The organism is Enterobacter sp. GER_MD16_1505_Eko_090 (assembly GCF_003331015.1).
GTDB lineage: Bacteria > Pseudomonadota > Gammaproteobacteria > Enterobacterales > Enterobacteriaceae > Enterobacter > Enterobacter roggenkampii.
On sequence record NZ_PUQF01000013.1, the window covers coordinates 132,780 to 155,155 of the forward strand.

Here is a 22,376-nt window from a genome sequence, read left to right on the forward strand (position 1 = left end):
AAAAAATCCCCTCACTTGAGGGGATTTTTTTATTTAATGTAAGTAAACGCGGTGGTGACGTGCTTCACGCCGCTCACCCGGCTGGCGATATCGGCCGCTGCTTTCCCTTCACGTTCGGTCACCAGACCCAGCAGGAACACTTCACCGTTTTCCGTTGTCACCTTCACGTTGGAAGATTTCACCTGGTCCGAGCCCAGCAGCTGGGAACGTACTTTGGTGGTGATCCAGGTATCGGAAGAGGCATCACCCAAACCAATTGGCTTGCCCTGACGCACTTCGTTAAACACCTCTGTGGTCCCTTCAACGCCCATCGCAATCTGTTTCGCACGCGAGGCGAGCTCCATATTCGGCGCCTGGCCTGCCAGCAGCACTTTGCCCTGATAAGCCGTCACGTTGATACGCGCCTCTTTCTTGATCTGTTCGTCTTTCGACAGCGCACTGTTGACGCGCAGCTCCAGCGTACCGTCATCCACCTGTGTTCCCACAGTGCGCGGATCGGTTGCCGCTTTGGTGCCTACTGCGGCAGTACCCACAACGGCCGCAGCGATACATCCCTGAAGCAGTAATGCAGACATAAGGACTGCGAGGGTCGATAAAGCCTTCATAAGAACTCCTTAATCATCCTGGTGAGGGAAAAGCGTGTTATCGATCAAGTCACATAAGCAGTTCACCGTGAGCATATGCATTTCCTGAATACGCGCGCTCCGGTGAGACGGAATGCGGATTTCCACATCCTGCGGCCCAAGCAGACCCGCCAGCTCACCCCCGTCATAGCCGGTTAAGGCCACGATGGTCATGTCGCGGGTGACGGCGGCTTCAACAGCTTTGACAATATCCCGGCTATTGCCGCGCGTGGAGATAGCCAGCAGCACATCTCCGGCATGACCCAGGGCTCGCACCTGCTTTGCGTAAATTTCGTCATGCAGACGATCGTTAGCAATCGCCGTTAAGACCACATTATCGGTATTAAGTGCAATGGCAGGTAAACTGGGGCGTTCTGTTTCAAAACGATTGATCATGCTGGCAGCAAAATGCTGTGCGTTGGCGGCTGACGTGCCGTTGCCACAACAGAGGATTTTGTTGCCGTTTAGCAGGGATTGCACCAGCGTCATTGCGGCACGCGAGATAGCATCCGGAAGGGCTTCCGCCGCGGCAATCTGAGTCTGGATGCTTTCTGTGAAGCACACTTTAATTCTTTCGAGCACGTTATCCCTTTTAAATCTTAATTATGCGTCTTCGCCAAAAGCGTTTTTAAGCCATTCGATCTCATTTCCGGTGAAGGCTATCACATCGAACCGGCAATCCACAGTATCAAAACTCCCATTATGGCGGGCAAGCCACAAGTGGGCAGTCTGTAATAATTTATGTTGTTTGGCGAGCGTCACGCTGGCGGCAGCACCGCCAAAACGGGAGGACTGTCGAAAGCGCACTTCTACAAACACAATGACCTGACCGTCTTTCATGATCAGGTCGATTTCGCCGCCACGTCCACGGACGTTGGCGGCGATAAAACGCAGTCCTTTGCCTTCAAGCCAGCGACGCGCCTTTAACTCCCACGCATCGCCGGTTTGTTTGCGGCTTAACTGGCCGGGACGATCTGCCCCTGCTGGTATTTGAGCCATGATAACTTCCTGTTAATCACACAATCCTGGGTCGCGGTCAGATCGCCGGTGTTGCCGTTAAGCTCGAAGCCCGGCACCTGACGCATCTGGGTAAAGTGGTTCGCCAGCGCCCACGCATCAACCCCCATCGCATACAGACGCGCCAGAGAGTAATCGTTACGCACCGCGCTCAGCGCCTGCTGCATCAGGGATGGATTGCTGCCGGCCAGCATCGGGATTTCGCTGTACTGCAGACCGTCCATTTCCAGACGGAAATCCGGGCCTGCGGTGCCCTGTGCGCTGCGGGAGCTGGCATAAAGCGTTGCGCCGCTCTGGCTGCCGTTACGCATCGCAATCATCGGTTTGATAAAGGCGATCTCCTGCGGCGTGGCAACGATATAGGCCGCATCCACTTTACCGCCACCGCTAATCTGCGCGTCGGTTGGCGGCGCAGGGATCGTCAGGCCGCCAATCGTCACGCCCTGCTGCTGTGGCAGGCTCGCGGTGACCGGGCTACCGTTAAGTGCGATACCCGCCCCGCCGTTTACGCCTGCGCGCAGTTCAGAGACGGAACCGAATTTCTGCTGCAGCACCACGCCGCCGCCCAGCCTCTGCCACTCATCGGCAAAGGCATTGGCCACGCGATCGCCCAGCGTGCTGCGTGGGATGAGCAGCAGCGGAGCCTGCTTACCCTGCTCATGAATATGACGCGCCGCATCGCGGGCTTCATCTTCTGGAGAGAGCGCGAAGTAGCAGATATTCGCCCGGTTCTGAACCTGCTCTGGCTGGTTGAGCGCCAGCACGTTCAGCGTGGTATTGCTCTTCATCAGCTCTTCCACGTTGTTCTTCAGTAGCGGACCGACAACGATGCTCGCCCCGTCCTGCTGTACCTGCGCCAGCACCTGGTCAAGCGGCTGCGAGCTGGTGTCGTAGATTTTCAATTCAGCGCCCGGTTTGGCGCTGGTGGTTGCCACGGCCTGCGGCTGCGCGGCAGGTTGAGCCGCGGGTTGTGCAGGCTGCTGTTGAGGCTGTTCTGCTGTTGTGGCAGGAGCTGGCGCCGTTTGCGTCTCGGCCGGAGCCTGGGCCGCAGGTGCTGCTGTAGCCGGTGCAGCTTCAGCTGGAGGCGTCGTCGGGGCCGTCACAGGGTTTTGCATTGTGCCCTGCGCTGGCGTTTGCGCCGTGGTCAGGTCGCTGGTCTCTGCGGCGGATGGGCTGACAACATCATTATTCACATTAGCCGCCTGGGCTGCCTGTGCGGGAACGGCGCTGCCGGCTACCGACGTCGTGCCGTTTTTCGCCGCTTCAAAACCCTGCTGAATGGTACGTCCAAACACCGCCGCCTGGCCGTTGAGCGGCAGAAGCAGGGCGATTTTGCTGGTGGAAGCTGGCTTAAAGTTCTGCACGTTCACCAGCTGGGTTGGCAGCATTTTCGCGCCCGGGTTTTGCGGATAGCGCGTCTGCCAGTCCGTAATGCCGGCTTTCAACATTTTTGGATCGCTGCGGTTGTTAAACCACATCTGCTGCAGATCCAGCCAGCCCTGCAGGACGTTTTCATCGGCGTTGATGACCAGCGCCTGCGCCTGTTCCTGCGTCATCGACGCCAGCGCTTGCCAGGTGGCATCAATATTTTTCTGCTTATCAGCACCGCCAAGCAGCGGCTCTTGCGCGACGAGCGCGCGGAGCAAGGTCAGCGAAGGGCGTCCCTGCTCAGCGGTAATACCCGCCTGCCAGAAGCGCGCCTGCTGGTTTTTATCCAGCGCGCTTACGTCGATATCACCGAGGATCTTCTTCGCCGCGGCGTAATCTTTCAGCGCGACTTTCAGCTCGGCAGAGAGCAGGCTCTGCTCGCGACGCTGTGCGTCGTTAAGATCTTTTGGCAACTGGTTAAACAGTTCGGCTGCCCGCTGGGTTTTACCCTCTTTCAGCAGTGCACGAATGGCGAGTAATTGCCAGTTGGTCTTGGTATCATTTGAACTCTGCGACATTTGTTGCAGATAAAAGCCAGAATCAGCCTGAGCAGAACCCTGGAGATGGGCGGTGCTCTGGTCAGGTGCCTGAGTGCCACAGCCTGCAAAGATCAGGGCTGCCAGCAGAAGCGGCACGCTGCGCGTGGCTTTTTTTCGAAGAAACGTTAACGGTACCATACTGTATCCAGTGATTTTTTTTACGCAATGCTCAATATTAAATCGGCAATACGGACGAAACAATGAAACAACACGAAACGGCAGATAATTCTCAAGGCCAGCTTTATATTGTACCTACTCCTATCGGGAATTTGTCTGATATTACCCAACGTGCGCTCACCGTACTGCAAGCTGTTGATTTAATTGCTGCTGAAGACACCCGCCACACCGGCCTGCTGCTGCAACATTTCGCGATTAACGCCCGTTTGTTTGCGCTGCACGATCACAATGAGCAACAAAAAGCCGAAACTCTGGTGGCGAAGCTGAAAGAGGGGCAGAACATTGCCCTGGTCTCCGATGCCGGTACGCCGCTGATCAACGATCCGGGCTATCACCTGGTGCGTACCTGTCGCGAAGCCGGTATTCGCGTTGTGCCCCTGCCAGGACCGTGCGCTGCGATTGCTGCGTTAAGCGCCGCAGGTCTGCCGTCTGACCGTTTCTGCTATGAAGGCTTTCTGCCTGCTAAATCCAAAGGCCGCCGCGACGTCTTAAAAGAGTTGGAAGCGGAACCGCGCACCCTGATTTTCTACGAATCCACGCACCGCCTGCTGGAGAGCCTGGAAGATATGGTGACCGTCTGGGGGGAAGGCCGCTACGTGGTGCTGGCGCGCGAGCTGACCAAAACCTGGGAGACCATTCACGGCGCACCGGTGGGCGAACTGCTGGCGTGGGTGAAGGAAGACGAAAACCGCCGCAAGGGTGAAATGGTGCTGATCGTCGAAGGGCACAAGGCGGAAGAAGACGCGCTTCCTGCCGACGCGCTGCGTACGCTGGCGCTGCTGCAGGCGGAACTCCCGTTGAAGAAAGCCGCTGCGCTGGCGGCAGAAATTCACGGCGTGAAGAAAAATGCGTTGTATAAGTATGCGCTGGAGCAGCAGGGAGAGTAAGCTCCTGCTGCCTGTTTTGCCGGGTGGTGGCTGCGCCTTACCCGGCCTACGGATCGTTATGTGTCTTTTAGCTAGCAGGTATCGCCTCAACCTGGAAGGTTTGCGGCGTGTCCGACGGGTTACCTAAATGCGGGATAGATGTGGGACGGAAAATCACGTCACCGGTGCCGGGTTAAACACCGCCAGCTGATTATGCAATCCCCATTGGTCCGAGAAGGTTTTCTTTCGCCCGCTGGCGACATCCAGAATGAAGTGGAACAGCTTCCAGCCCACGTCCTCAATGCTCTCTTCTCCGGTGGCGATGGTGCCCGCGTTAATATCCATTAAGTCATACCAGCGGTTTGCCAGCTCGGTGCGAGTCGCCATCTTGATCACCGGCACCGCCATCAGGCCGTACGGCGTGCCGCGCCCGGTGGTAAAGACCTGTACCGTAATGCCGGATGCCACCTGCTGCGTCCCGCACACAAAATCGCTGGCCGGCGTTGCCGCGTAGATCAGGCCGCGTTTCGTCGGGCGCTGGCCCGGAGAGAGCACTTCTGCAATGGCGCTCTGCCCGGATTTGGCAATAGAGCCGAGGGCTTTTTCCACCACGTTTGCCAGGCCGCCTTTCTTGTTGCCCGGAGACGGGTTGGCGCTGCGGTCGGTTTTGCCCATATCGAGATAGTTATCGTACCAGGCCATCTCCTCAAGCAGTCGCTTGCCGACCTCTTTATTAACGGCGCGCGGCGTCAGCAGATGGATGGCGTCACGCACTTCAGTCACCTCGGAGAACATCACCGTGGCGCCGCAGCGTACAAGCAGATCGGACGCATAGCCCACCGCCGGGTTGGCCGTCACGCCGGAGAAGGCATCGCTGCCGCCGCACTGGGTTCCGACCACCAGCTCCGACGCCGGGCACGTTTCGCGCTGGCGGCGGTTGAGCTTGTCCAGATGGCGTTCTGCTACCTGCAAAATATCGTCGACCATTGAGCGGAAACCGACGTGGCGTTCGTCCTGCAGGCGCACGATACTGGCCTCGTCTGCCGGAATGGCTTTGACATCTTCCGTGCCTTGCAGCAGGCGCTCGGGCTGGAGCTTTTCACATCCCAGGCCAATGACCATCACCTCGCCGCCAAAGTTGGGGTTCAGGGCAATATTGTGGATGGTGCGGATAGGCACCACCGCAGCGGGCGCGTTAATCGCCACGCCGCAGCCGTAGAGGTGGTTCAGTCCCACCACGCCGTCGACGTTCGGGTATTTTGGCAGCAGATCGCGTTCGATGATTTTCACCACGTAATCCACGACGCCCGCCACGCAGTGCACGCTGGTGGTAATGCCGAGCAGATTTTTAGTGCCGACGCTGCCGTCCGCATTGCGATACCCTTCAAAGGTATAGCCTTCCAGCGGGGGAAGCGGTTCCGGCACGCGGGTTGCTAGCGGAAGCGTGTTCAGCGGCGGCGCTTCTGGCAGCGCCACCAGCGACTCCTCCACCCAGCTTCCCTGCGGAATAGGACGGACGGCATAGCCGATGACTTCACCGTAACGCACAATTTCGCTTTCAGCAGGGATATCCACCAGGGCGACTTTATGTCCCTGCGGAACATGCTCAGTCAGTTCCAGCCCGTCCGGGAAGCGGGTTCCTGCTTTTAAGCCATTGTCGTTGACGATAATCGCCACGTTATCGGCGTCGTGCACTTTTATATAAAACGCCGTCGGCGGTGCCTGTCGAATTTCAATGTCGGCCATTGGTCAGTATTCTCCAGCAAAATTCTGATAATAGGTTCAGCCATTTTTCTGATGGTAGAAATAAATACGCGGCTTTCAGAAATAAAGCATGTCAGCAGATTCAATATCAAAATGTGATCCCGATCGCTCGCGAGCCCGTAATCCTTGATTCTGTGCATTAGCGCCCAGTGCTTTGTGCATATGCAAAAATTTTTATCAAAAAATAGCGTAATACCTGAGCATTAAAACAATGTGCGGTCGTGGATTGCATCTTATACTGAATGACGATTTTATTACGCCAGAATATGTCCGAATAATAAATATCATGCTGGCGCGGTGTCTGAATTAATAAAATGATGCTGAAAAAGGCTGCGGAATTAAAAAGGTAAATACGATGAATAACGCTATCTTCCCGAATAAATTTAAAGCGGCTCTCGCAGCGCACCAGATTCAGATTGGCTGCTGGTCCGCGCTGGCAAACCCTATCAGCACCGAAGTGCTGGGCCTGGCCGGTTTCGACTGGCTGGTGCTGGACGGCGAACATGCACCAAACGATATCAGCACGTTTATTCCGCAGCTGATGGCGCTGAAAGGCAGCAACAGTGCCCCGGTGGTGCGTGTCCCCACCAACGAACCGGTGATTATTAAGCGTCTGCTGGATATCGGCTTCTACAACTTCCTGATCCCGTTTGTGGAGACGGAAGAGCAAGCGGCGCTGGCCGTGGCGTCAACGCGCTATCCTCCCGAAGGGATCCGCGGCGTTTCCGTTTCGCACCGCGCCAATATGTTTGGCACCGTCCCGGACTATTTCGCTCAGTCCAACAGCAACATCACCATTCTGGTTCAGATCGAGAGCCAGCAGGGCGTCGATAACGTCGACGCGATTGCCGCCACAAGCGGCGTGGACGGGATCTTCGTCGGCCCAAGCGATCTGGCTGCGGCCTTTGGCCATCTGGGTAACGCCAGCCACCCTGACGTGCAGCGCGCGATCCAGCACATCTTTGCCCGCGCCAAAGCACACGGCAAGCCGTGCGGCATTCTGGCGCCGGTTGAGGCTGACGCCCGCCGCTACCTGGAGTGGGGAGCCACGTTTGTTGCCGTCGGCAGCGACCTCGGCGTTTTCCGCTCGGCTACGCAGAAATTAGCGGACGCTTTTAAAAAATAACCATCATTGAGGAAACAGATTATGACGCTGAAAGTGGGTTTTATTGGCCTGGGGATCATGGGTAAACCAATGAGTAAGAACCTCATCAAAGCAGGTTACTCGCTGGTGGTCTCCGATCATAATCCACAGGCCGTGGCTGAGGTGATAGCGGCTGGCGCAGAAGCAGCCACCACCGCGAAAGCCATTGCCGAGCAGTGCGATGTCATCATCACCATGCTGCCAAACTCCCCGCACGTCAAAGAAGTCGCGCTGGGTGAAAACGGCATTATCGACGGCGCGAAACCGGGCCTGGTGCTGATCGATATGAGCTCTATCGCACCGCTCGCGAGCCGTAAAATCAGCGAGGCGTTGAAGGCGAAGGGCGTCGATATGCTGGATGCACCGGTCAGCGGCGGCGAGCCGAAAGCCATCGACGGCACGCTGTCGGTCATGGTCGGCGGCGATAAAGCTATTTTCGATAAATTTTACGACCTGATGAAAGCCATGGCGGGCTCCGTGGTACACACCGGGGAGATCGGGGCGGGTAACGTGACCAAGCTGGCAAACCAGGTGATCGTGGCACTCAACATTGCCGCCATGTCTGAAGCGCTGACGCTGGCAACCAAAGCGGGCGTCAATCCGGACCTGGTCTACCAGGCTATTCGCGGCGGTCTGGCAGGCAGTACGGTGCTGGATGCCAAAGCGCCAATGGTCATGGATCGCAATTTCAAACCCGGTTTCCGCATCGACCTGCATATTAAAGATCTGGCGAACGCGCTGGACACTTCCCACGGCGTGGGCGCACAGCTGCCGCTGACCGCGGCGGTCATGGAGATGATGCAGGCGCTGCGTGCCGATGGCCTGGGCACGGCCGATCACAGCGCAATTGCATGCTACTACGAAAAACTGGCGAAGGTGGAAGTGGCGCGTTAATCACGGCTTACCCACAGCCGAGGGTGACAGCGGCGCGCAAACCCTCTATACTGCGCGCCGAAGCTGACCAGACAGTCGCCGCTTCGTCGTCGTCCCTTTCGGGGGAGACGGGCGGAGGGGAGGAAAGTCCGGGCTCCATAGGGCAGGGTGCCAGGTAACGCCTGGGGGGGAAACCCACGACCAGTGCAACAGAGAGCAAACCGCCGATGGCCCGCGCAAGCGGGATCAGGTAAGGGTGAAAGGGTGCGGTAAGAGCGCACCGCGCGGCTGGTAACAGTCCGTGGCACGGTAAACTCCACCCGGAGCAAGGCCAAATAGGGGTTCACATGGTACGGCCCGTACTGAACCCGGGTAGGCTGCTTGAGCCAGTGAGCGATTGCTGGCCTAGATGAATGACTGTCCACGACAGAACCCGGCTTATCGGTCAGCTTCAACTTCTTCTAAAACAATACGTTGGTGTGTCTCAGGCTTTCCCTGGTGAAAATGTGACACAGACTGTGATACAAACGAGGCACACCAACGGCTGTTCCATCCCGACTATCCTGAAACCTTGCAACCGCGACAGCCTTCATTTCCGTCTGCCTTCAGTTTATATGTATGTCTCTGGATTGCGATTCATATTTATTTACTGACAATATTGGCTCTACAGACCACCCTGGCTCACTAGAATGTATGAGAAAAATAAATAAAACGTTAATAAATACAGTTTGTCCCTAATTAATTTCTGAAAATGAAGGGGGGCTATTGCTATAGAATGATAAGAACGCTTAACTCAATGCCTAATTTTCTCATCGGTATTCGGTTGAGCATGGACAGAAAAAACAAACTAAAAAAACTAATCCAATATCATAAAAATATACTTAAAAATCACCGATATCAGCCTGGTTTAGCAGGTGCAGATCTGAGGTTTATGGATCTCAGGGGGCTCTATTTACGCAATATTAATTTATCGGGATGCGATATTTCGTTTTGTGATCTTCGAGGAGCCGATTTCTCCTGTGCCAATCTTGCAGGCGCTAATCTTAGCTACTGTAAAACGGAAGGTACAATTTTTAGTCACGCTGATTGTACTTGCGTGGATTTTACTGGAAGTGATATCCATGATGTCAGGTTATTGACGGAACATGAACAAAATGAAAGTGATACGCCACTATCCCGACCACTCATCTCCATCTATATGCCAACCTGGAACCGCCAGGCATTGACGATCAGAGCCATACAATCGGTACTGAATCAAGACTATGTGAACTGGGAACTCATTATCATTGACGATTTCTCATCGTCATTTGACCAACTCTTGACGTATATCTCCGAACTGAATGACCCACGCATTACCTATATCCGCAATGAATTTAACTCTGGCGCTTGTGCAGTCCGAAATCAGGCTATACGAATGGCCCGTGGTGACCTTATTACGGGTCTGGATGATGATGATGAATGGCTGCCGACACGCCTGTCCTCTTTTCTTACCTGGCAACATAAACTTCAGTTGCACAGTTTTTTGTACGCAAATGATTATCTCTGTGACGGTACCGGATATCATCATCCTGATGAATTACAGGTGTATCCGAAACCAGCTTATAAAAAAAGCCTGTTTGATAAACGGAATATTATAGGTAACCAAATGCTGACCTTAACCAGTAGAATGCAGCAGATCCTGTTCGACGACGCCTTGCCTGCTGCTCAGGATTATGATGCTTTTTATCGGCTTGCAGAAACCTTCGGTGAACCTTTCAAACTGGATGACATCACACAGGTGCTTTATGTCAATCACGGCGAAGCCCGCATTACCTGCTCAGGACGAAAGTTTTCAGGTTATTTAGGTTTTTACCGGAAACACAAAGCCAAATTAGACGTATCGAGTAAAAAATATCAGCTCTTCACTCTATACTACATTCGCAACAAAAAGATGCGCCCGCAAACCCTGATGAAACTGATGACGCTACGCAATCTGAAACGCTATCTGATGATGTATACCCGCTTCCGGAACAAAAAGTTCTGATGCCTACAAACGACAAGAGTCGTTGTGGTGTCCGGAAATAGTAGGTTAATACGGCAATCATTGTGACGAGGGGCTGGATAAGTCGCCGGGAATTACCCCGGCGGACAACCACGACGAACGGGTAAGTGCAGCGCCACCCGGCACCACACAAACGACATCAATTCTCATATTTGCGACATTAAGCACATTTCACTGTTTTTCACTCGCCGGTTTCGCCTCGGCATCTGCAGACGATCGCCATCACAAAATTTAAATCTAAAAAACCGGCGATCTGTAGTATTGATAATTTGTTATGATTGTTAGCTTAATGTTCGTAAATCTTTTCTCGTTTGATATGCGCTTATTGAAATCAAATACATTTCCTCCGTGAATATGTGACGTATTCCACTCTTTTCCTGAAGTTTGAAAATTTACGTCGTAAAAAATGGCTTAAATGAAAGTATGTTTCAAAAAAATGACGGTTATTTATTAGCCTTTAATTGCCTGAAATATCGTCTTTATTGTTTTTTAAGAACGGTGAAATAAATCCGGGTTATCGCCATAAAATAAATTTATTAGCGCTATTTTTGTTGATCAATATCAGCGTTGTAGCGTATTTAATTACCTTCAATGCATTGATTTATAAGGTTTTTAATGGGTTTTTAAAACGTGAGTTAAGGGTTGCTCAAAGCAAATTGTGAGTAACAGCACATACCCCCTGAAACATTATTGAGTAGAATTCACCCCGTCATAGGGAAATAAGCGCAGAATATTATGAACACTATTATTCTACCGAAAACACAGCACCTCGTGGTATTTCAGGAAGTCATTAAAAGTGGCTCCATAGGTTCTGCTGCAAGACAACTGGGCCTGACGCAACCCGCCGTCAGCAAAATCATCAGCGATATCGAATCTTACTTCGGTGTGGAAGTGATGGTACGTAAAAATACGGGCGTAAAACTGACAGCTGCAGGCCAGGTTCTGCTCTCGTACTCCGAGTCGATCACCCGTGAAATGAAAAACATGGTGAGCGAAATCAACAGTCTCAGTTTTAGCACCGTTATGGATGTCTCCTTTGGCTATCCGTCGCTGATTGGTTTTACCTTCCTGTCTGAGATGATCAAAAAATTCAAGGAAGTGTTCCCGAAAGCGCGCGTCTCAATGTATGAAGCTCAGCTCTCCTCTTTCCTCCCGGCCATTCGCGATGGTCGTCTGGATTTCGCTATCGGCACGCTGAGCGATGAAATGCTGCTTCAGGATCTGCACGTCGAACCGCTGTTTGAGTCTGAGTTTGTGCTGGTCGCCAGCAAAACGCGAACGTGCACCGGCCCGACGACACTGGCATCGCTTACGCACGAGCAGTGGGTGATGCCGCAAACCGATATGGGCTACTACAAAGAACTTCTGACCACTCTGCAAGATAACCACATCAGCATCGAAAACATCGTCCAGACCGATTCCGTCGTCACCATTTATAACCTTGTCCTGAATGCCGATTATCTGACGGTGATTCCCCGCGACATGATTGCCCCATTCGGTTCGGATCAATTTATTGTGCTGCCCGTGGAAGAAGAATTACCCGTGGCGCGTTATGCTGCCGTGTGGTCTAAAAATTACAGGATTAAAAAATCGGCGTCAGTATTAGTTGAGCTGGCTAAACAATATTCGTCGATGAATATCGAAAGACGACGATGAATAATAAGTTTTAATTTTAAAAATACCCAGAGCTTAACGTATTAACGCTCTGATACCCTGACTTTGCCTGAAAAGAATGAATTATTATAACGAGGATATTATGCATATTACCTACGATCTCCCGGTAACCATTGAAGATATTCAGGACGCCAGAAAACGACTGGCAGGCAAGATATATAAAACCGGTATGCCGCGCTCGAATTATCTCAGCGAACGGTGTAAGGGCGAAATATTCCTTAAGTTTGAGAACATGCAGCGTACCGGTTCGTTCAAAATTCGCGGCGCGTTTAATAAATTAAGCTCGCTGACCGATGCTGAAAAGCGCAAAGGCGTGGTCGCCTGCTCTGCGGGAAACCACGCGCAAGGAGTGTCGCTCTCCTGCGCCATGCTCGGCATCGACGGTAAAGTGGTGATGCCGATGGGCGCACCAAAATCTAAAGTGGCCGCGACCCGCGACTACTCGGCGGAAGTGGTGCTCCACGGTGAGAACTTCAACGACACCATCGCTAAAGTGAGCGAAATCGTCGAGATGGAAGGGCGCATTTTTATTCCGCCTTACGATGACGCCAAAGTGATCGCCGGGCAGGGCACCATCGGTCTGGAAATTCTCGAAGATTTATACGACGTGGATAACGTCATTGTCCCTATCGGCGGCGGCGGATTAATTGCCGGGATTGCAACGGCGATTAAATCCATCAACCCGACCATTAATATTATCGGCGTACAGTCTGAAAACGTGCACGGAATGGCAGCCTCCTGGCAGGCAGGAGAAATAACCAACCATCGCGTTACCGGCACGTTAGCCGACGGCTGCGACGTCTCTCGTCCGGGTAAATTAACCTTCGAAATCGTTCGTGAACTGGTCGATGACATTGTGCTGGTGAGCGAAGACGATATTCGCAACAGCATGATTGCCCTTATTCAGCGAAATAAAGTGGTGACGGAAGGCGCCGGCGCGCTGGCCTGTGCCGCGTTATTAAGCGGCAAGCTTGACCACTATATTCAGGGCCGTAAAACCGTTTGCATTATTTCCGGCGGCAATATCGATCTCTCCCGTGTTTCCCAAATTACCGGCTTCGTTGACGCATAAAGGTGACCTATGAGCAACACAGAAAGCATTATCGTTGGCCAGACAAAAACGTCCTCCTGGCGTAAGTCTGATACCACCTGGACGCTTGGCCTGTTTGGTACCGCCATTGGCGCAGGCGTGCTGTTCTTTCCCATTCGCGCAGGCTTTGGGGGCTTAATCCCTATCCTGCTGATGCTGGTTCTCGCGTTCCCGATAGCGTTTTACTGCCACCGCGCGCTGGCGCGCCTCTGCCTGTCCGGCAGCAACGTCTCCGGCAACATCACCGAAACGGTAGAAGAGCATTTCGGTAAAACCGGCGGGGTGGTGATCACGTTCCTCTACTTCTTTGCCATTTGCCCGCTGCTGTGGATTTACGGCGTCACTATTACTAACACCTTCATGACCTTCTGGGAAAACCAGCTCCAGCTGCCTGCGCTAAACCGCGGCGTGGTGGCGCTGTTCCTGCTGCTGCTGATGGCTTTTGTTATCTGGTTTGGTAAAGACCTGATGGTGAAGGTGATGAGCTTCCTGGTGTTCCCGTTTATTGCCAGTCTGGTACTGATTTCCCTGTCGCTGATCCCTTACTGGAACTCCGCGGTGATCGACCAGGTCAACCTGAGCGATATCGCCTTCACCGGCCATGACGGCATTCTGGTTACGGTGTGGCTGGGGATCTCCATCATGGTCTTCTCCTTTAACTTCTCGCCTATCGTCTCCTCGTTTGTGGTTTCCAAGCGCGAAGAGTACGAGCCGGAGTTCGGTAAAGAATTCACCGAGCAGAAATGTTCCAAAATCATCGGTCGCGCCAGCATGCTGATGGTCGCCGTGGTGATGTTCTTCGCCTTTAGCTGCCTGTTTACGCTCTCTCCGCAGAACATGGCGGACGCCAAAGCGCAGAACATTCCGGTGCTCTCTTACCTGGCGAACCACTTTGCCTCCATGTCCGGCACCAAATCGACGTTCGCGACGGTACTGGAATATGGCGCTTCCATTATTGCCCTGGTCGCTATCTTCAAATCTTTCTTCGGTCATTATCTGGGCACGCTGGAAGGGCTGAATGGCCTGATCCTCAAGTTCGGCTACAAAGGCGATAAGAAGAAGGTCTCTGTCGGCAAACTGAACACCATCAGCATGGTGTTCATCATGGGCTCCACCTGGGTTGTCGCGTACGCCAACCCGAACATTCTCGACCTTATCGAAGCCATGGGCGCGCCAATCATCGCCTCTCTGCTGTGCCTGCTGCCGATGTACGCCATCCGCAAAGCGCCGGCCATGGCGAAATATAAGGGCAAACCCGAGAACATCTTCGTCACGGTTGTGGGCCTGCTGACCATTCTGAATATCGTTTACAAACTGTTCTAAACCATTGCTCAGGAAGAGCGGAGTCACATGATGATTGAGTTTCCGGTTGTACTGGTAATTAACTGCGGTTCGTCCTCTGTTAAGTTTTCGGTGCTCGATGCCAGCAGCTGCGACGCCCTGATGACGGGCATTGCAGACGGCATCAACACGGATAAAGCCTTTATTTCCGTGAACGGGGGTGAGCCAGCCAGACTGGCTCACCAGGACTACGAAGGGGCGCTGGCTGCCATCGCCCTGGAGCTGGAGAAGCGTGACCTGATGAGCAGCGTGGCCTTAATTGGCCACCGCATTGCGCACGGTGGTGACCTCTTCAGCGAGTCGACCCTGATTACGGAAGAGGTGATTGAGCAGATCCGCCAGGTCTCCCCGCTGGCGCCGCTGCATAACTACGCCAACCTGAGCGGCGTGGAAGCCGCAGAGCGCCTGTTTCCGGGCGTGCAGCAGGTCGCGGTATTTGATACCAGCTTCCACCAGACGCTGCCGCCGCAGGCGTACCTGTACGGTTTGCCGTACCGCTATTTTGAAGCGCTGGGCGTGCGCCGCTACGGCTTCCACGGCACCTCTCACCGCTACGTGTCCGGGCAGGCGCACGCGCTCCTCGGGCTGTCCCCCGATGACAGCGGCCTGGTGGTTGCCCACCTCGGCAACGGGGCGTCCATCTGCGCGGTGCGTAACGGCGAGAGCGTGGATACGTCCATGGGCATGACGCCGCTGGAAGGACTGATGATGGGCACGCGCTGCGGCGACGTGGATTTTGGCGCGATGGCGTGGATTGCCCAGCAGACCGGCCAGTCGTTTGAGGATCTGGAGCGCGTGGTCAACAAAGAGTCCGGGTTGCTGGGGATCTCCGGTATCTCCTCCGATTTACGGGCGCTGGAGAAAGCCTGGCACGCTGGCAATGAGCGGGCGCAGCTGGCTATCCAGACCTTCGTTCACCGTATAGCGCGACATATCGCCGGGCACGCGGCGTCGCTGCACCGCCTCGATGGGGTGGTCTTTACCGGCGGCATCGGCGAAAACTCAACGCTTGTCCGCGCGCTGGTGGCGGAACATCTGAAAGTGTTCGGCATCCGCCTCGACGACGCCAAAAATGCCCTGCCGGGTAGCGCGGGTGAGCGCGTCATCTCCACTGATACCTCCCGCGTGATCTGCGCGGTGATCCCTACCAACGAAGAAAAAATGATCGCGCTGGACGCCCTCCGTCTTGGGAAGGTTACCCCGGCTGCGGCTTACGCCTGATAAAGCGAGAATCTGATGAAAGTAACAATCGAAACGGGCGTCGCGCCCTACAGCGACGCATGGGCCGGGTTTCGCGGTGAAGAATGGAAAAACGCCGTCAACGTCCGCGATTTTATTCAGCATAACTACACCCCTTATGAAGGCGATGAAGCTTTCCTCGCGCAGGCGACGCCAGCAACGACGGCGCTGTGGCAGAAGGTGATGGTCGGCATTCGTCAGGAGAATGCCACCCACGCCCCGGTGGATTTTGACACCAACATTGCCACCACCATTACGGCCCACGGGCCGGGCTACATCGACCAGGATCTGGAGACGATCGTCGGCCTGCAAACCGACAAGCCGCTCAAGCGCGCCCTGCATCCGTACGGCGGGATCAACATGATCCGCAGCTCGTTCGAAGCCTATGGCCGGGAGATGGATCCGCAGTTCGAATACCTGTTTACCGACCTGCGCAAAACCCACAACCAGGGCGTGTTTGACGTCTATTCGCCAGAGATGATGCGCTGCCGCAAATCCGGCGTGCTGACCGGTTTGCCGGACGGCTACGGGCGCGGGCGCATTATCGGTGATTACCGCCGCGTGGCGCTCTACGGTATCCGCTATCTGGTGCGCGAGCGTGAGCTTCAGTTCGCCGATCTGCAGGGCCGGCTGGAGCGCGGCGAAGATCTGGAGGCGACGATCCGCCTGCGCGAAGAGCTGGCGGAACACAAGCGCGCGCTGCTGCAGATCCAGCAGATGGCGGCGAACTATGGCTTTGATATCTCACGCCCGGCGATGAACGCCCAGGAAGCGGTGCAGTGGCTCTATTTCGCCTACCTGGCAGCGGTAAAATCCCAGAACGGCGGAGCCATGTCGCTGGGGCGCACGGCCTCGTTCCTCGATATCTACATCGAACGCGACATGCAGGCGGGGCGGCTGAACGAGGTGCAGGCGCAGGAGCTGATCGACCACTTCATCATGAAGATCCGCATGGTGCGCTTCCTGCGCACGCCGGAATTCGACACGCTCTTCTCCGGCGATCCGATCTGGGCCACGGAAGTGATAGGCGGCATGGGGCTGGACGGCCGCACGCTGGTGACCAAAAACAGCTTCCGCTATCTGCACACCCTGCACACCATGGGGCCCGCGCCGGAGCCGAACCTGACGATCCTCTGGTCTGAACAACTGCCGATCGCGTTCAAGAAATACGCCGCGCAGGTGTCGATCGTTACCTCGTCGCTGCAGTATGAGAACGACGATCTGATGCGTGCGGACTTCAACAGCGACGACTACGCCATTGCCTGCTGCGTCAGCCCGATGGTGATCGGCAAGCAGATGCAGTTCTTCGGCGCGCGCGCCAACCTCGCCAAAACGCTGCTGTACGCGATCAACGGCGGGGTGGACGAGAAGCTGAAGATCCAGGTCGGCCCGAAAACCGATCCGCTGCTGGATGAGGTACTGGATTACGACACCGTAATGGCGAGCCTCGATCACTTCATGGACTGGCTGGCGGTGCAGTACATCAGCGCGCTGAATCTCATTCACTACATGCATGATAAGTACAGCTACGAAGCCTCGCTGATGGCGCTGCACGATCGGGATGTCTACCGCACTATGGCCTGCGGCATTGCCGGGTTGTCGGTAGCGGCGGATTCCCTGTCCGCCATTAAATACGCCACGGTGAAGCCGGTGCGCGACCATACCGGTCTGGCGGTCGATTTCGTGATAGAAGGGGATTACCCGCAGTACGGCAACAACGATGACCGCGTGGACAGCATCGCCTGCGACCTGGTGGAACGCTTTATGAAGAAAATTCAGGCGCTGCCAACCTACCGCAACGCGGTGCCGACTCAGTCGATCCTGACCATCACCTCCAACGTGGTTTACGGGCAGAAGACCGGGAACACGCCGGACGGACGACGCGGCGGCACGCCGTTTGCCCCAGGCGCGAACCCCATGCACGGCCGTGACAGAAAAGGGGCGGTGGCCTCGTTAACGTCGGTCGCCAAGCTGCCGTTCACCTATGCCAAAGACGGGATCTCTTACACCTTCTCCATCGTGCCGCAGGCGCTGGGCAAAGACGAGCTGGTGCGCAAAACCAACCTGGTAGGGCTGCTGGACGGGTACTTCCATCACGAAGCGTCTATTGAGGGTGGGCAGCACCTGAACGTTAACGTGATGAACCGGGAGATGCTCCTCGATGCCATTGCGCATCCGGAGAATTACCCGAACCTGACGATCCGCGTTTCGGGCTATGCGGTGCGCTTTAATGCGCTGACACGCGAGCAGCAGCAGGACGTGATTTCGAGGACGTTTACGCAGGCGATTTGACGAAAACCTACTCTCATGCCCCCTCACTGCAGGGGGCATTTTTTTGCCCGCTAAACATACAAAATTGTTTATATAATTACTCACACATATTCATCCGCTCTTGAAAAACAATGCTCCTGCTTTTTCCTATAACAGCATGTAAGGACTGTAAGATGATGAAAATGACCCGCATTGCGTTGGCTGCTGCTTCACTGGTGGTGTGCAGTTTTACGGCGCAGGCCGCGAACGTTGAGGCTGCCCCGTCACCGTCCCAGGATCCTCTGGTACAACACCTGAAGCTCAGCAATGAGCAGGTGAAAAAGATTGAAGATCTGCATAAGCAGCTGGAACAAAATGTCAGCAAGATCCCGATGACGGGCGTGAAGGACGGCGCGCTGATCGACATGTTCCAGGCGGGAAAATGGGACGAAAGCACGGTGAAAAGCCAGCTTAGTGCATTCAGCAAAATTGAAGAGCAGACCCGCTATTACCGCGTGAAATATTACTTCGACGTCAGTCAGGTATTGACGCCGGAACAGCGCAAACAGATTAGAACGGATATGGCTAACGCGCTGGCTAACTGATTTCCTGCCCGCGCACCGCGCGGGTTTTTATTTCTTGATCGGTGTCACTTTTAGAAAAATACCGTCTATCAACCCATTAACAAAGCAAAATTTCCTCTATCATTCGAAAATCCTCATAAAAGTTGTGACTTTTTTCTCCCTCGCTCCGGTTAATATTTTCTCACATCAATAACAAGCACCTGCTGCCATCTGAATCGCCATCGCTGGCGATCGGAACCTTATAAAAACAACTGTTTACCCTACAAAATAAGCGAGTGCCCCATGGATACGGCAACAAACAGCAGTGTCATTGTGAATGATTCCCCCGCGGCAAGGCGGGCGGGAATGAGTGAAAGCGAGTGGCGAGAGGCGATCAAATTCGACAGCACCGACACGGGTTGGGTCATCATGAGTATTGGGATGGCTATCGGCGCGGGGATTGTTTTTCTCCCGGTACAAGTCGGATTAATGGGGCTGTGGGTCTTTTTGCTCTCGTCCATTATTGGTTATCCCGCCATGTATTTATTTCAACGGTTGTTTATTAACACGCTGGCAGAATCCCCGGAATGCAAAGACTACCCGAGCGTAATTAGCGGGTATTTGGGTAAGAACTGGGGGATTTTATTAGGTGCGCTCTATTTCGTGATGCTGGTGATCTGGATGTTTGTCTATTCCACGGCCATTACCAACGACAGCGCCTCGTATTTGCACACCTTCGGCGTGACCGACGGTTTGCTCTCGGAAAATCCGTTCTACGGTTTATTCCTGATTTGCATTCTGGTCGCGATTTCTTCACGCGGTGAAAAGCTGTTGTTTAAAGTTTCAAGCCTGATGGTGCTTACCAAGCTGTTTGTCGTTGCGGCGCTGGGGCTGTCAATGATTGGCCTCTGGCATTTAGCCAACGTGGGCATGCTGCCGCCGCTGGGATTGCTGATTAAAAATGCCATCATTACGCTGCCCTTTACCTTAACCTCCATTCTCTTTATTCAGACCCTGAGCCCGATGGTGATCTCGTACCGTTCACGTGAAAAATCGGTGGAGGTGGCGCGTCATAAGGCGCTCCGGGCAATGAACATTGCCTTTGGCATCCTGTTTGTGACGGTCTTCTTCTACGCTGTCTCCTTCACCCTGGCGATGGGGCACGATGAGGCGGTCAAAGCCTACGAGCAGAATATCTCTGCCCTGGCGATTGCGGCGCAGTTTATCAGCGGCGACGGCGCGGGCTGGGTCAAAATCGTCAGCGTGATCCTCAATATCTTCGCCGTGATGACCGCGTTCTTCGGCGTCTACCTCGGCTTCCGCGAGGCCACGCAGGGTATCGTCATGAACATCCTGCGCCGCAAAATGCCGGCAGAAAGAATCAATGAAAACGCCGTCCAGCGCGGGATTATGCTGTTCGCCATTCTGCTGGCCTGGAGCGCGATAGTCCTGAACGCGCCGGTGTTGAGCTTCACCTCCATCTGTAGCCCCATCTTCGGCATGGTGGGCTGTCTGATCCCGGCATGGCTGGTCTACAAGGTACCGGCGCTGCATAAATATAAAGGCGTATCGCTGGTGATTATTGTCATCACCGGACTGCTGCTTTGTGTTTCTCCTTTCCTCGCATTCTCCTGAGGGTAATTAAGGTCGTAACGATGTCTGAGCAAACTCATCCTTTATGGAATCAATTTATTCGCGCGGTGCAGGAAGAAGTGAAGCCTGCCCTTGGGTGTACCGAACCCGTCTCTCTGGCACTGGCCTGTGCGACTGCCGCAGACCTCCTGCCGGGGGAGGTCACACGGATTGAGGCGTGGGTCTCGCCGAACCTGATGAAAAACGGGCTGGGCGTGACGGTACCGGGTACCGGCATGGTCGGATTACCGATTGCGGCGGCGCTGGGCGCGATTGGCGGTAACGCGCACGCCGGACTGGAGGTGTTGAAAGATGCCACAGCCGATGCACTGGTCCGCGCCAAAGCCCTGCTTGAGGCAGGGCAAGTGCAGGTAAAACTGCAGGAGCCCTGCGATGAGATCCTCTATTCCCGCGCCTGCGTTTATGCCGGCGAACTCTCGGCAATGGTGACCATCGCGGGCGGGCATACCCGGGTGGTGGAAGTGGTTTGCCAGGGGGAAACGCGCTTTACGCTGGATAAGCCCGTGACCGAGGTGGATGACAACCCGCTGGCAGTACTGTCGCACGCTACGCTGTCGCAGATCCTGGAATTTGTCGAGCAGGTGCCGTTTGAGGCCATTCGCTTCATCCTGGAAGCAGGGCAACTGAACGATGCGCTCTCCCGCGAAGGGCTCAGCGGGAAGTGGGGGCTGCATATTGGCGCAACGCTTGAGAAGCAGCGCTCGCGCGGATGGCTGGCGCAGGATCTGGGTTCAGACATTGTTATTCGCACCAGCGCCGCCTCGGATGCCCGGATGGGGGGCGCAACGCTGCCGGCGATGAGCAATTCGGGCTCCGGTAACCAGGGGATCACCGCCACCATGCCCGTCATTGTTGTGGCTGAGCACCTTCAGGCCGGTGACGAACGGCTGGCGCGGGCGCTGATGCTGTCGCATCTGTCGGCGATCTATATCCATCACCAGCTTCCTCGCCTGTCCGCACTGTGTGCGGCGACAACCGCGGCGATGGGCGCTGCGGCGGGCATGGCGTGGCTGATGGGTGGCCGTTACCAGACCATCGCAATGGCGATCGGCAGTATGATCGGTGACGTCAGCGGGATGATCTGCGACGGGGCGTCAAACAGCTGCGCCATGAAGGTTTCCACCAGCGTCAGCAGCGCCTGGAAAGCGGTGATGATGGCACTGGATGAGTCGGGCGTGACGGGCAACGAGGGGATTGTCGCGCACGATGTGGAGCAGTCGATCGCGAACCTGTGCGCCCTGGCGTGCCGCTCGATGCAGGCCACGGACCGGCAGATTATTGAGATCATGGCGAGTAAGGTGTAGCGAGTTCAGGGCTCTATCGGTTCCCTCTCCCTGTGGGAGAGGGTTAGGGTGAGGGCGTTCTTTAAACCGGCAAATCAATCAGCAGCGCGCGCAGCGGCGTATCCGCCACCAGGGTAATATTCGCTTCATCACGAATAAACGCGCCGTCGCCGCAGGTGAGCGCTTCTTTCTCTTCCGCGTGCGTCACCGCATGCACCGTACCGTGAATCGACTGCAGATAGGCGCGCGGGCCGTGAAGCTGGAAGCTTGCCTGTTCACCTTTTTTCAGCTCGATATGGTGCAGCCACACCTGCTGACGCAGCTGCAGGCTCCCTTTGCTGCCATCAGGGGATGCAATCAGCTGCTGCTTATCGCCCGTTAAATCTAACTTCTGTACCAGCGGATTTTCCCGCTCAGGGCAGGCGTCGAGCCACAGCTGCATGCGGGTCAGCGTTTTGTCTTTGCTGAGGTTATGCTCGCTGTAGCTGATGCCCGGCTGCGTGGAAATTAACAGCGCTTCGCCAGCCTTTGCCTGGACATGATTGCCCTCGCTATCGCGGTATTCTGCCTCGCCTTCCAGGATCAGGTTCAGGATATCGACTTTCGGGTACGTACGCGGCTGGAAGGAGGCGCCCGGGGCGAGCACTTCCTGGTTCAACACGCGCAGTGAAGCGTAACCGAGGAGTTTAGGGTCAAAGTAGTGTCCAAAGGAAAAGGTGTAGCGGGCCTGCAGCCAACCGAAATCGGCTTGTCCGCACTGTTTAGCTGTTCTTGTCGTAATCATAAACTTGACCTCTCTTTACACTAAAAC

Annotated in this window: 18 protein-coding genes, 1 other RNA gene and 1 pseudogene; 14 read left to right on the forward strand and 6 right to left on the reverse strand. The window is 54.9% G+C overall.

The genetic code is table 11. The features are described from left to right. Positions 1–29: 29 nt before the first annotated feature. From dolP to C6A40_RS16065, 4 genes are read right to left on the reverse strand one after another with little or no spacing between them, the layout of a single operon-like run. Positions 30–605: a division/outer membrane stress-associated lipid-binding lipoprotein gene (gene dolP / locus C6A40_RS16050; RefSeq protein ID WP_008501489.1), complete on the reverse strand. Its 576-nt coding sequence runs from the start codon at positions 603–605 to the stop codon at positions 30–32. Positions 606–614: 9 nt separating this feature from the next. After that, positions 615–1,205 (reverse strand): DnaA initiator-associating protein DiaA, encoded by a 591-nt coding sequence (gene diaA, locus C6A40_RS16055; protein ID WP_003861754.1) that lies wholly within the window; start codon positions 1,203–1,205, stop codon positions 615–617. A 21-nt stretch (positions 1,206–1,226) separates the two neighbouring features. After that, the gene (locus C6A40_RS16060; protein ID WP_021242244.1) at positions 1,227–1,622 is read right to left on the reverse strand and encodes a YraN family protein; all 396 of its coding nucleotides are present in this window, start codon (positions 1,620–1,622) and stop codon (positions 1,227–1,229) included. Then, positions 1,580–3,745 carry a penicillin-binding protein activator gene (locus C6A40_RS16065; RefSeq protein WP_045334580.1) on the reverse strand — a complete coding sequence of 722 codons (2,166 nt, stop codon included), beginning with the start codon at positions 3,743–3,745 and terminating at the stop codon, positions 1,580–1,582. The genes C6A40_RS16060 and C6A40_RS16065 overlap by 43 nt, the downstream gene beginning before the upstream one ends. Positions 3,746–3,807: 62 nt before the next feature. Here C6A40_RS16065 and rsmI point away from each other — a divergent pair, with 62 nt between their 5' ends. Next, complete coding sequence (gene rsmI, locus C6A40_RS16075; RefSeq protein WP_021242243.1) at positions 3,808–4,671, forward strand: 16S rRNA (cytidine(1402)-2'-O)-methyltransferase; 864 nt, start codon at positions 3,808–3,810, stop codon at positions 4,669–4,671. Between the two features lie 153 nt (positions 4,672–4,824). On the opposite strand, the gene garD is transcribed toward rsmI, so the two are convergent. Next, positions 4,825–6,396, reverse strand: coding sequence for a galactarate dehydratase (gene garD / locus C6A40_RS16080; protein ID WP_025912544.1), 1,572 nt, complete (start codon positions 6,394–6,396; stop codon positions 4,825–4,827). Between the two features lie 373 nt (positions 6,397–6,769). On the opposite strand from garD, the gene garL reads away from it, so the two are divergent. The 13 genes and pseudogenes from garL (at position 6,770) to C6A40_RS16140 (ending at position 21,586) form a co-directional block, all read left to right on the forward strand. After that, positions 6,770–7,540 carry a 2-dehydro-3-deoxyglucarate aldolase gene (gene garL, locus C6A40_RS16085; protein ID WP_023294648.1) on the forward strand — a complete coding sequence of 257 codons (771 nt, stop codon included), beginning with the start codon at positions 6,770–6,772 and terminating at the stop codon, positions 7,538–7,540. A 21-nt stretch (positions 7,541–7,561) separates the two neighbouring features. Beyond that, the gene (gene garR / locus C6A40_RS16090; protein WP_045334579.1) at positions 7,562–8,452 is read left to right on the forward strand and encodes a 2-hydroxy-3-oxopropionate reductase; all 891 of its coding nucleotides are present in this window, start codon (positions 7,562–7,564) and stop codon (positions 8,450–8,452) included. A 59-nt stretch (positions 8,453–8,511) separates the two neighbouring features. Next, positions 8,512–8,888, forward strand: an RNA gene (gene rnpB, locus C6A40_RS16095) — RNase P RNA component class A. Between the two features lie 372 nt (positions 8,889–9,260). Next, a pseudogene (locus C6A40_RS25505) lies at positions 9,261–9,542 on the forward strand (pentapeptide repeat-containing protein); the annotation flags it as partial. A 24-nt stretch (positions 9,543–9,566) separates the two neighbouring features. Continuing rightward, the gene (gene wcaA / locus C6A40_RS16100) at positions 9,567–10,454 is read left to right on the forward strand and encodes a colanic acid biosynthesis glycosyltransferase WcaA (protein WP_257625944.1); all 888 of its coding nucleotides are present in this window, start codon (positions 9,567–9,569) and stop codon (positions 10,452–10,454) included. A 753-nt stretch (positions 10,455–11,207) separates the two neighbouring features. Beyond that, positions 11,208–12,128, forward strand: coding sequence for a transcriptional regulator TdcA (tdcA, locus tag C6A40_RS16105; protein WP_045334575.1), 921 nt, complete (start codon positions 11,208–11,210; stop codon positions 12,126–12,128). Positions 12,129–12,228: 100 nt separating this feature from the next. Continuing rightward, positions 12,229–13,218, forward strand: coding sequence for a bifunctional threonine ammonia-lyase/L-serine ammonia-lyase TdcB (tdcB, locus tag C6A40_RS16110; protein WP_023326154.1), 990 nt, complete (start codon positions 12,229–12,231; stop codon positions 13,216–13,218). 9 nt (positions 13,219–13,227) lie between these two features. Beyond that, the gene (gene tdcC, locus C6A40_RS16115; RefSeq protein WP_008501506.1) at positions 13,228–14,559 is read left to right on the forward strand and encodes a threonine/serine transporter TdcC; all 1,332 of its coding nucleotides are present in this window, start codon (positions 13,228–13,230) and stop codon (positions 14,557–14,559) included. A gap of 30 nt (positions 14,560–14,589) precedes the next feature. Beyond that, complete coding sequence (tdcD, locus tag C6A40_RS16120) at positions 14,590–15,798, forward strand: propionate kinase (RefSeq protein WP_045334616.1); 1,209 nt, start codon at positions 14,590–14,592, stop codon at positions 15,796–15,798. A 15-nt stretch (positions 15,799–15,813) separates the two neighbouring features. Next, positions 15,814–18,108 (forward strand): formate C-acetyltransferase, encoded by a 2,295-nt coding sequence (gene pflB / locus C6A40_RS16125; RefSeq protein WP_045334572.1) that lies wholly within the window; start codon positions 15,814–15,816, stop codon positions 18,106–18,108. 152 nt (positions 18,109–18,260) lie between these two features. Continuing rightward, positions 18,261–18,671 carry a Spy/CpxP family protein refolding chaperone gene (locus C6A40_RS16130; RefSeq protein ID WP_008503131.1) on the forward strand — a complete coding sequence of 137 codons (411 nt, stop codon included), beginning with the start codon at positions 18,261–18,263 and terminating at the stop codon, positions 18,669–18,671. A gap of 261 nt (positions 18,672–18,932) precedes the next feature. Continuing rightward, entirely contained in the window at positions 18,933–20,264 is a 1,332-nt protein-coding gene (locus C6A40_RS16135; protein ID WP_025912537.1) for an amino acid permease, read from the forward strand. Positions 20,265–20,284: 20 nt separating this feature from the next. Further along, positions 20,285–21,586, forward strand: coding sequence for an L-cysteine desulfidase family protein (locus C6A40_RS16140; RefSeq protein WP_045334569.1), 1,302 nt, complete (start codon positions 20,285–20,287; stop codon positions 21,584–21,586). Between the two features lie 61 nt (positions 21,587–21,647). On the opposite strand, the gene C6A40_RS16145 is transcribed toward C6A40_RS16140, so the two are convergent. Continuing rightward, on the reverse strand, positions 21,648–22,349 hold the full coding sequence (locus C6A40_RS16145) for a pirin family protein (protein ID WP_023294637.1): 702 nt from the start codon (positions 22,347–22,349) through the stop codon (positions 21,648–21,650). Positions 22,350–22,376 lie beyond the last annotated feature (27 nt).

What these genes read in the sequence shown, in the direction of transcription:
- C6A40_RS16140 (WP_045334569.1), top strand. Translation starts at nt 20,285, where the DNA reads ATGTCTGAGCAAACTCATCCTTTATGGAATCAATTTATTCGCGCGGTG.
- tdcB (WP_023326154.1), top strand. Translation starts at nt 12,229, where the DNA reads ATGCATATTACCTACGATCTCCCGGTAACCATTGAAGATATTCAGGAC.
- C6A40_RS16065 (WP_045334580.1), bottom strand. Translation starts at nt 3,745, where the DNA reads ATGGTACCGTTAACGTTTCTTCGAAAAAAAGCCACGCGCAGCGTGCCG.
- garD (WP_025912544.1), bottom strand. Translation starts at nt 6,396, where the DNA reads ATGGCCGACATTGAAATTCGACAGGCACCGCCGACGGCGTTTTATATA.
- dolP (WP_008501489.1), bottom strand. Translation starts at nt 605, where the DNA reads ATGAAGGCTTTATCGACCCTCGCAGTCCTTATGTCTGCATTACTGCTT.
- C6A40_RS16130 (WP_008503131.1), top strand. Translation starts at nt 18,261, where the DNA reads ATGATGAAAATGACCCGCATTGCGTTGGCTGCTGCTTCACTGGTGGTG.
- tdcC (WP_008501506.1), top strand. Translation starts at nt 13,228, where the DNA reads ATGAGCAACACAGAAAGCATTATCGTTGGCCAGACAAAAACGTCCTCC.
- C6A40_RS16145 (WP_023294637.1), bottom strand. Translation starts at nt 22,349, where the DNA reads ATGATTACGACAAGAACAGCTAAACAGTGCGGACAAGCCGATTTCGGT.
- tdcD (WP_045334616.1), top strand. Translation starts at nt 14,590, where the DNA reads ATGATTGAGTTTCCGGTTGTACTGGTAATTAACTGCGGTTCGTCCTCT.
- pflB (WP_045334572.1), top strand. Translation starts at nt 15,814, where the DNA reads ATGAAAGTAACAATCGAAACGGGCGTCGCGCCCTACAGCGACGCATGG.
- tdcA (WP_045334575.1), top strand. Translation starts at nt 11,208, where the DNA reads ATGAACACTATTATTCTACCGAAAACACAGCACCTCGTGGTATTTCAG.
- rsmI (WP_021242243.1), top strand. Translation starts at nt 3,808, where the DNA reads ATGAAACAACACGAAACGGCAGATAATTCTCAAGGCCAGCTTTATATT.
- garL (WP_023294648.1), top strand. Translation starts at nt 6,770, where the DNA reads ATGAATAACGCTATCTTCCCGAATAAATTTAAAGCGGCTCTCGCAGCG.
- garR (WP_045334579.1), top strand. Translation starts at nt 7,562, where the DNA reads ATGACGCTGAAAGTGGGTTTTATTGGCCTGGGGATCATGGGTAAACCA.
- C6A40_RS16060 (WP_021242244.1), bottom strand. Translation starts at nt 1,622, where the DNA reads ATGGCTCAAATACCAGCAGGGGCAGATCGTCCCGGCCAGTTAAGCCGC.
- C6A40_RS16135 (WP_025912537.1), top strand. Translation starts at nt 18,933, where the DNA reads ATGGATACGGCAACAAACAGCAGTGTCATTGTGAATGATTCCCCCGCG.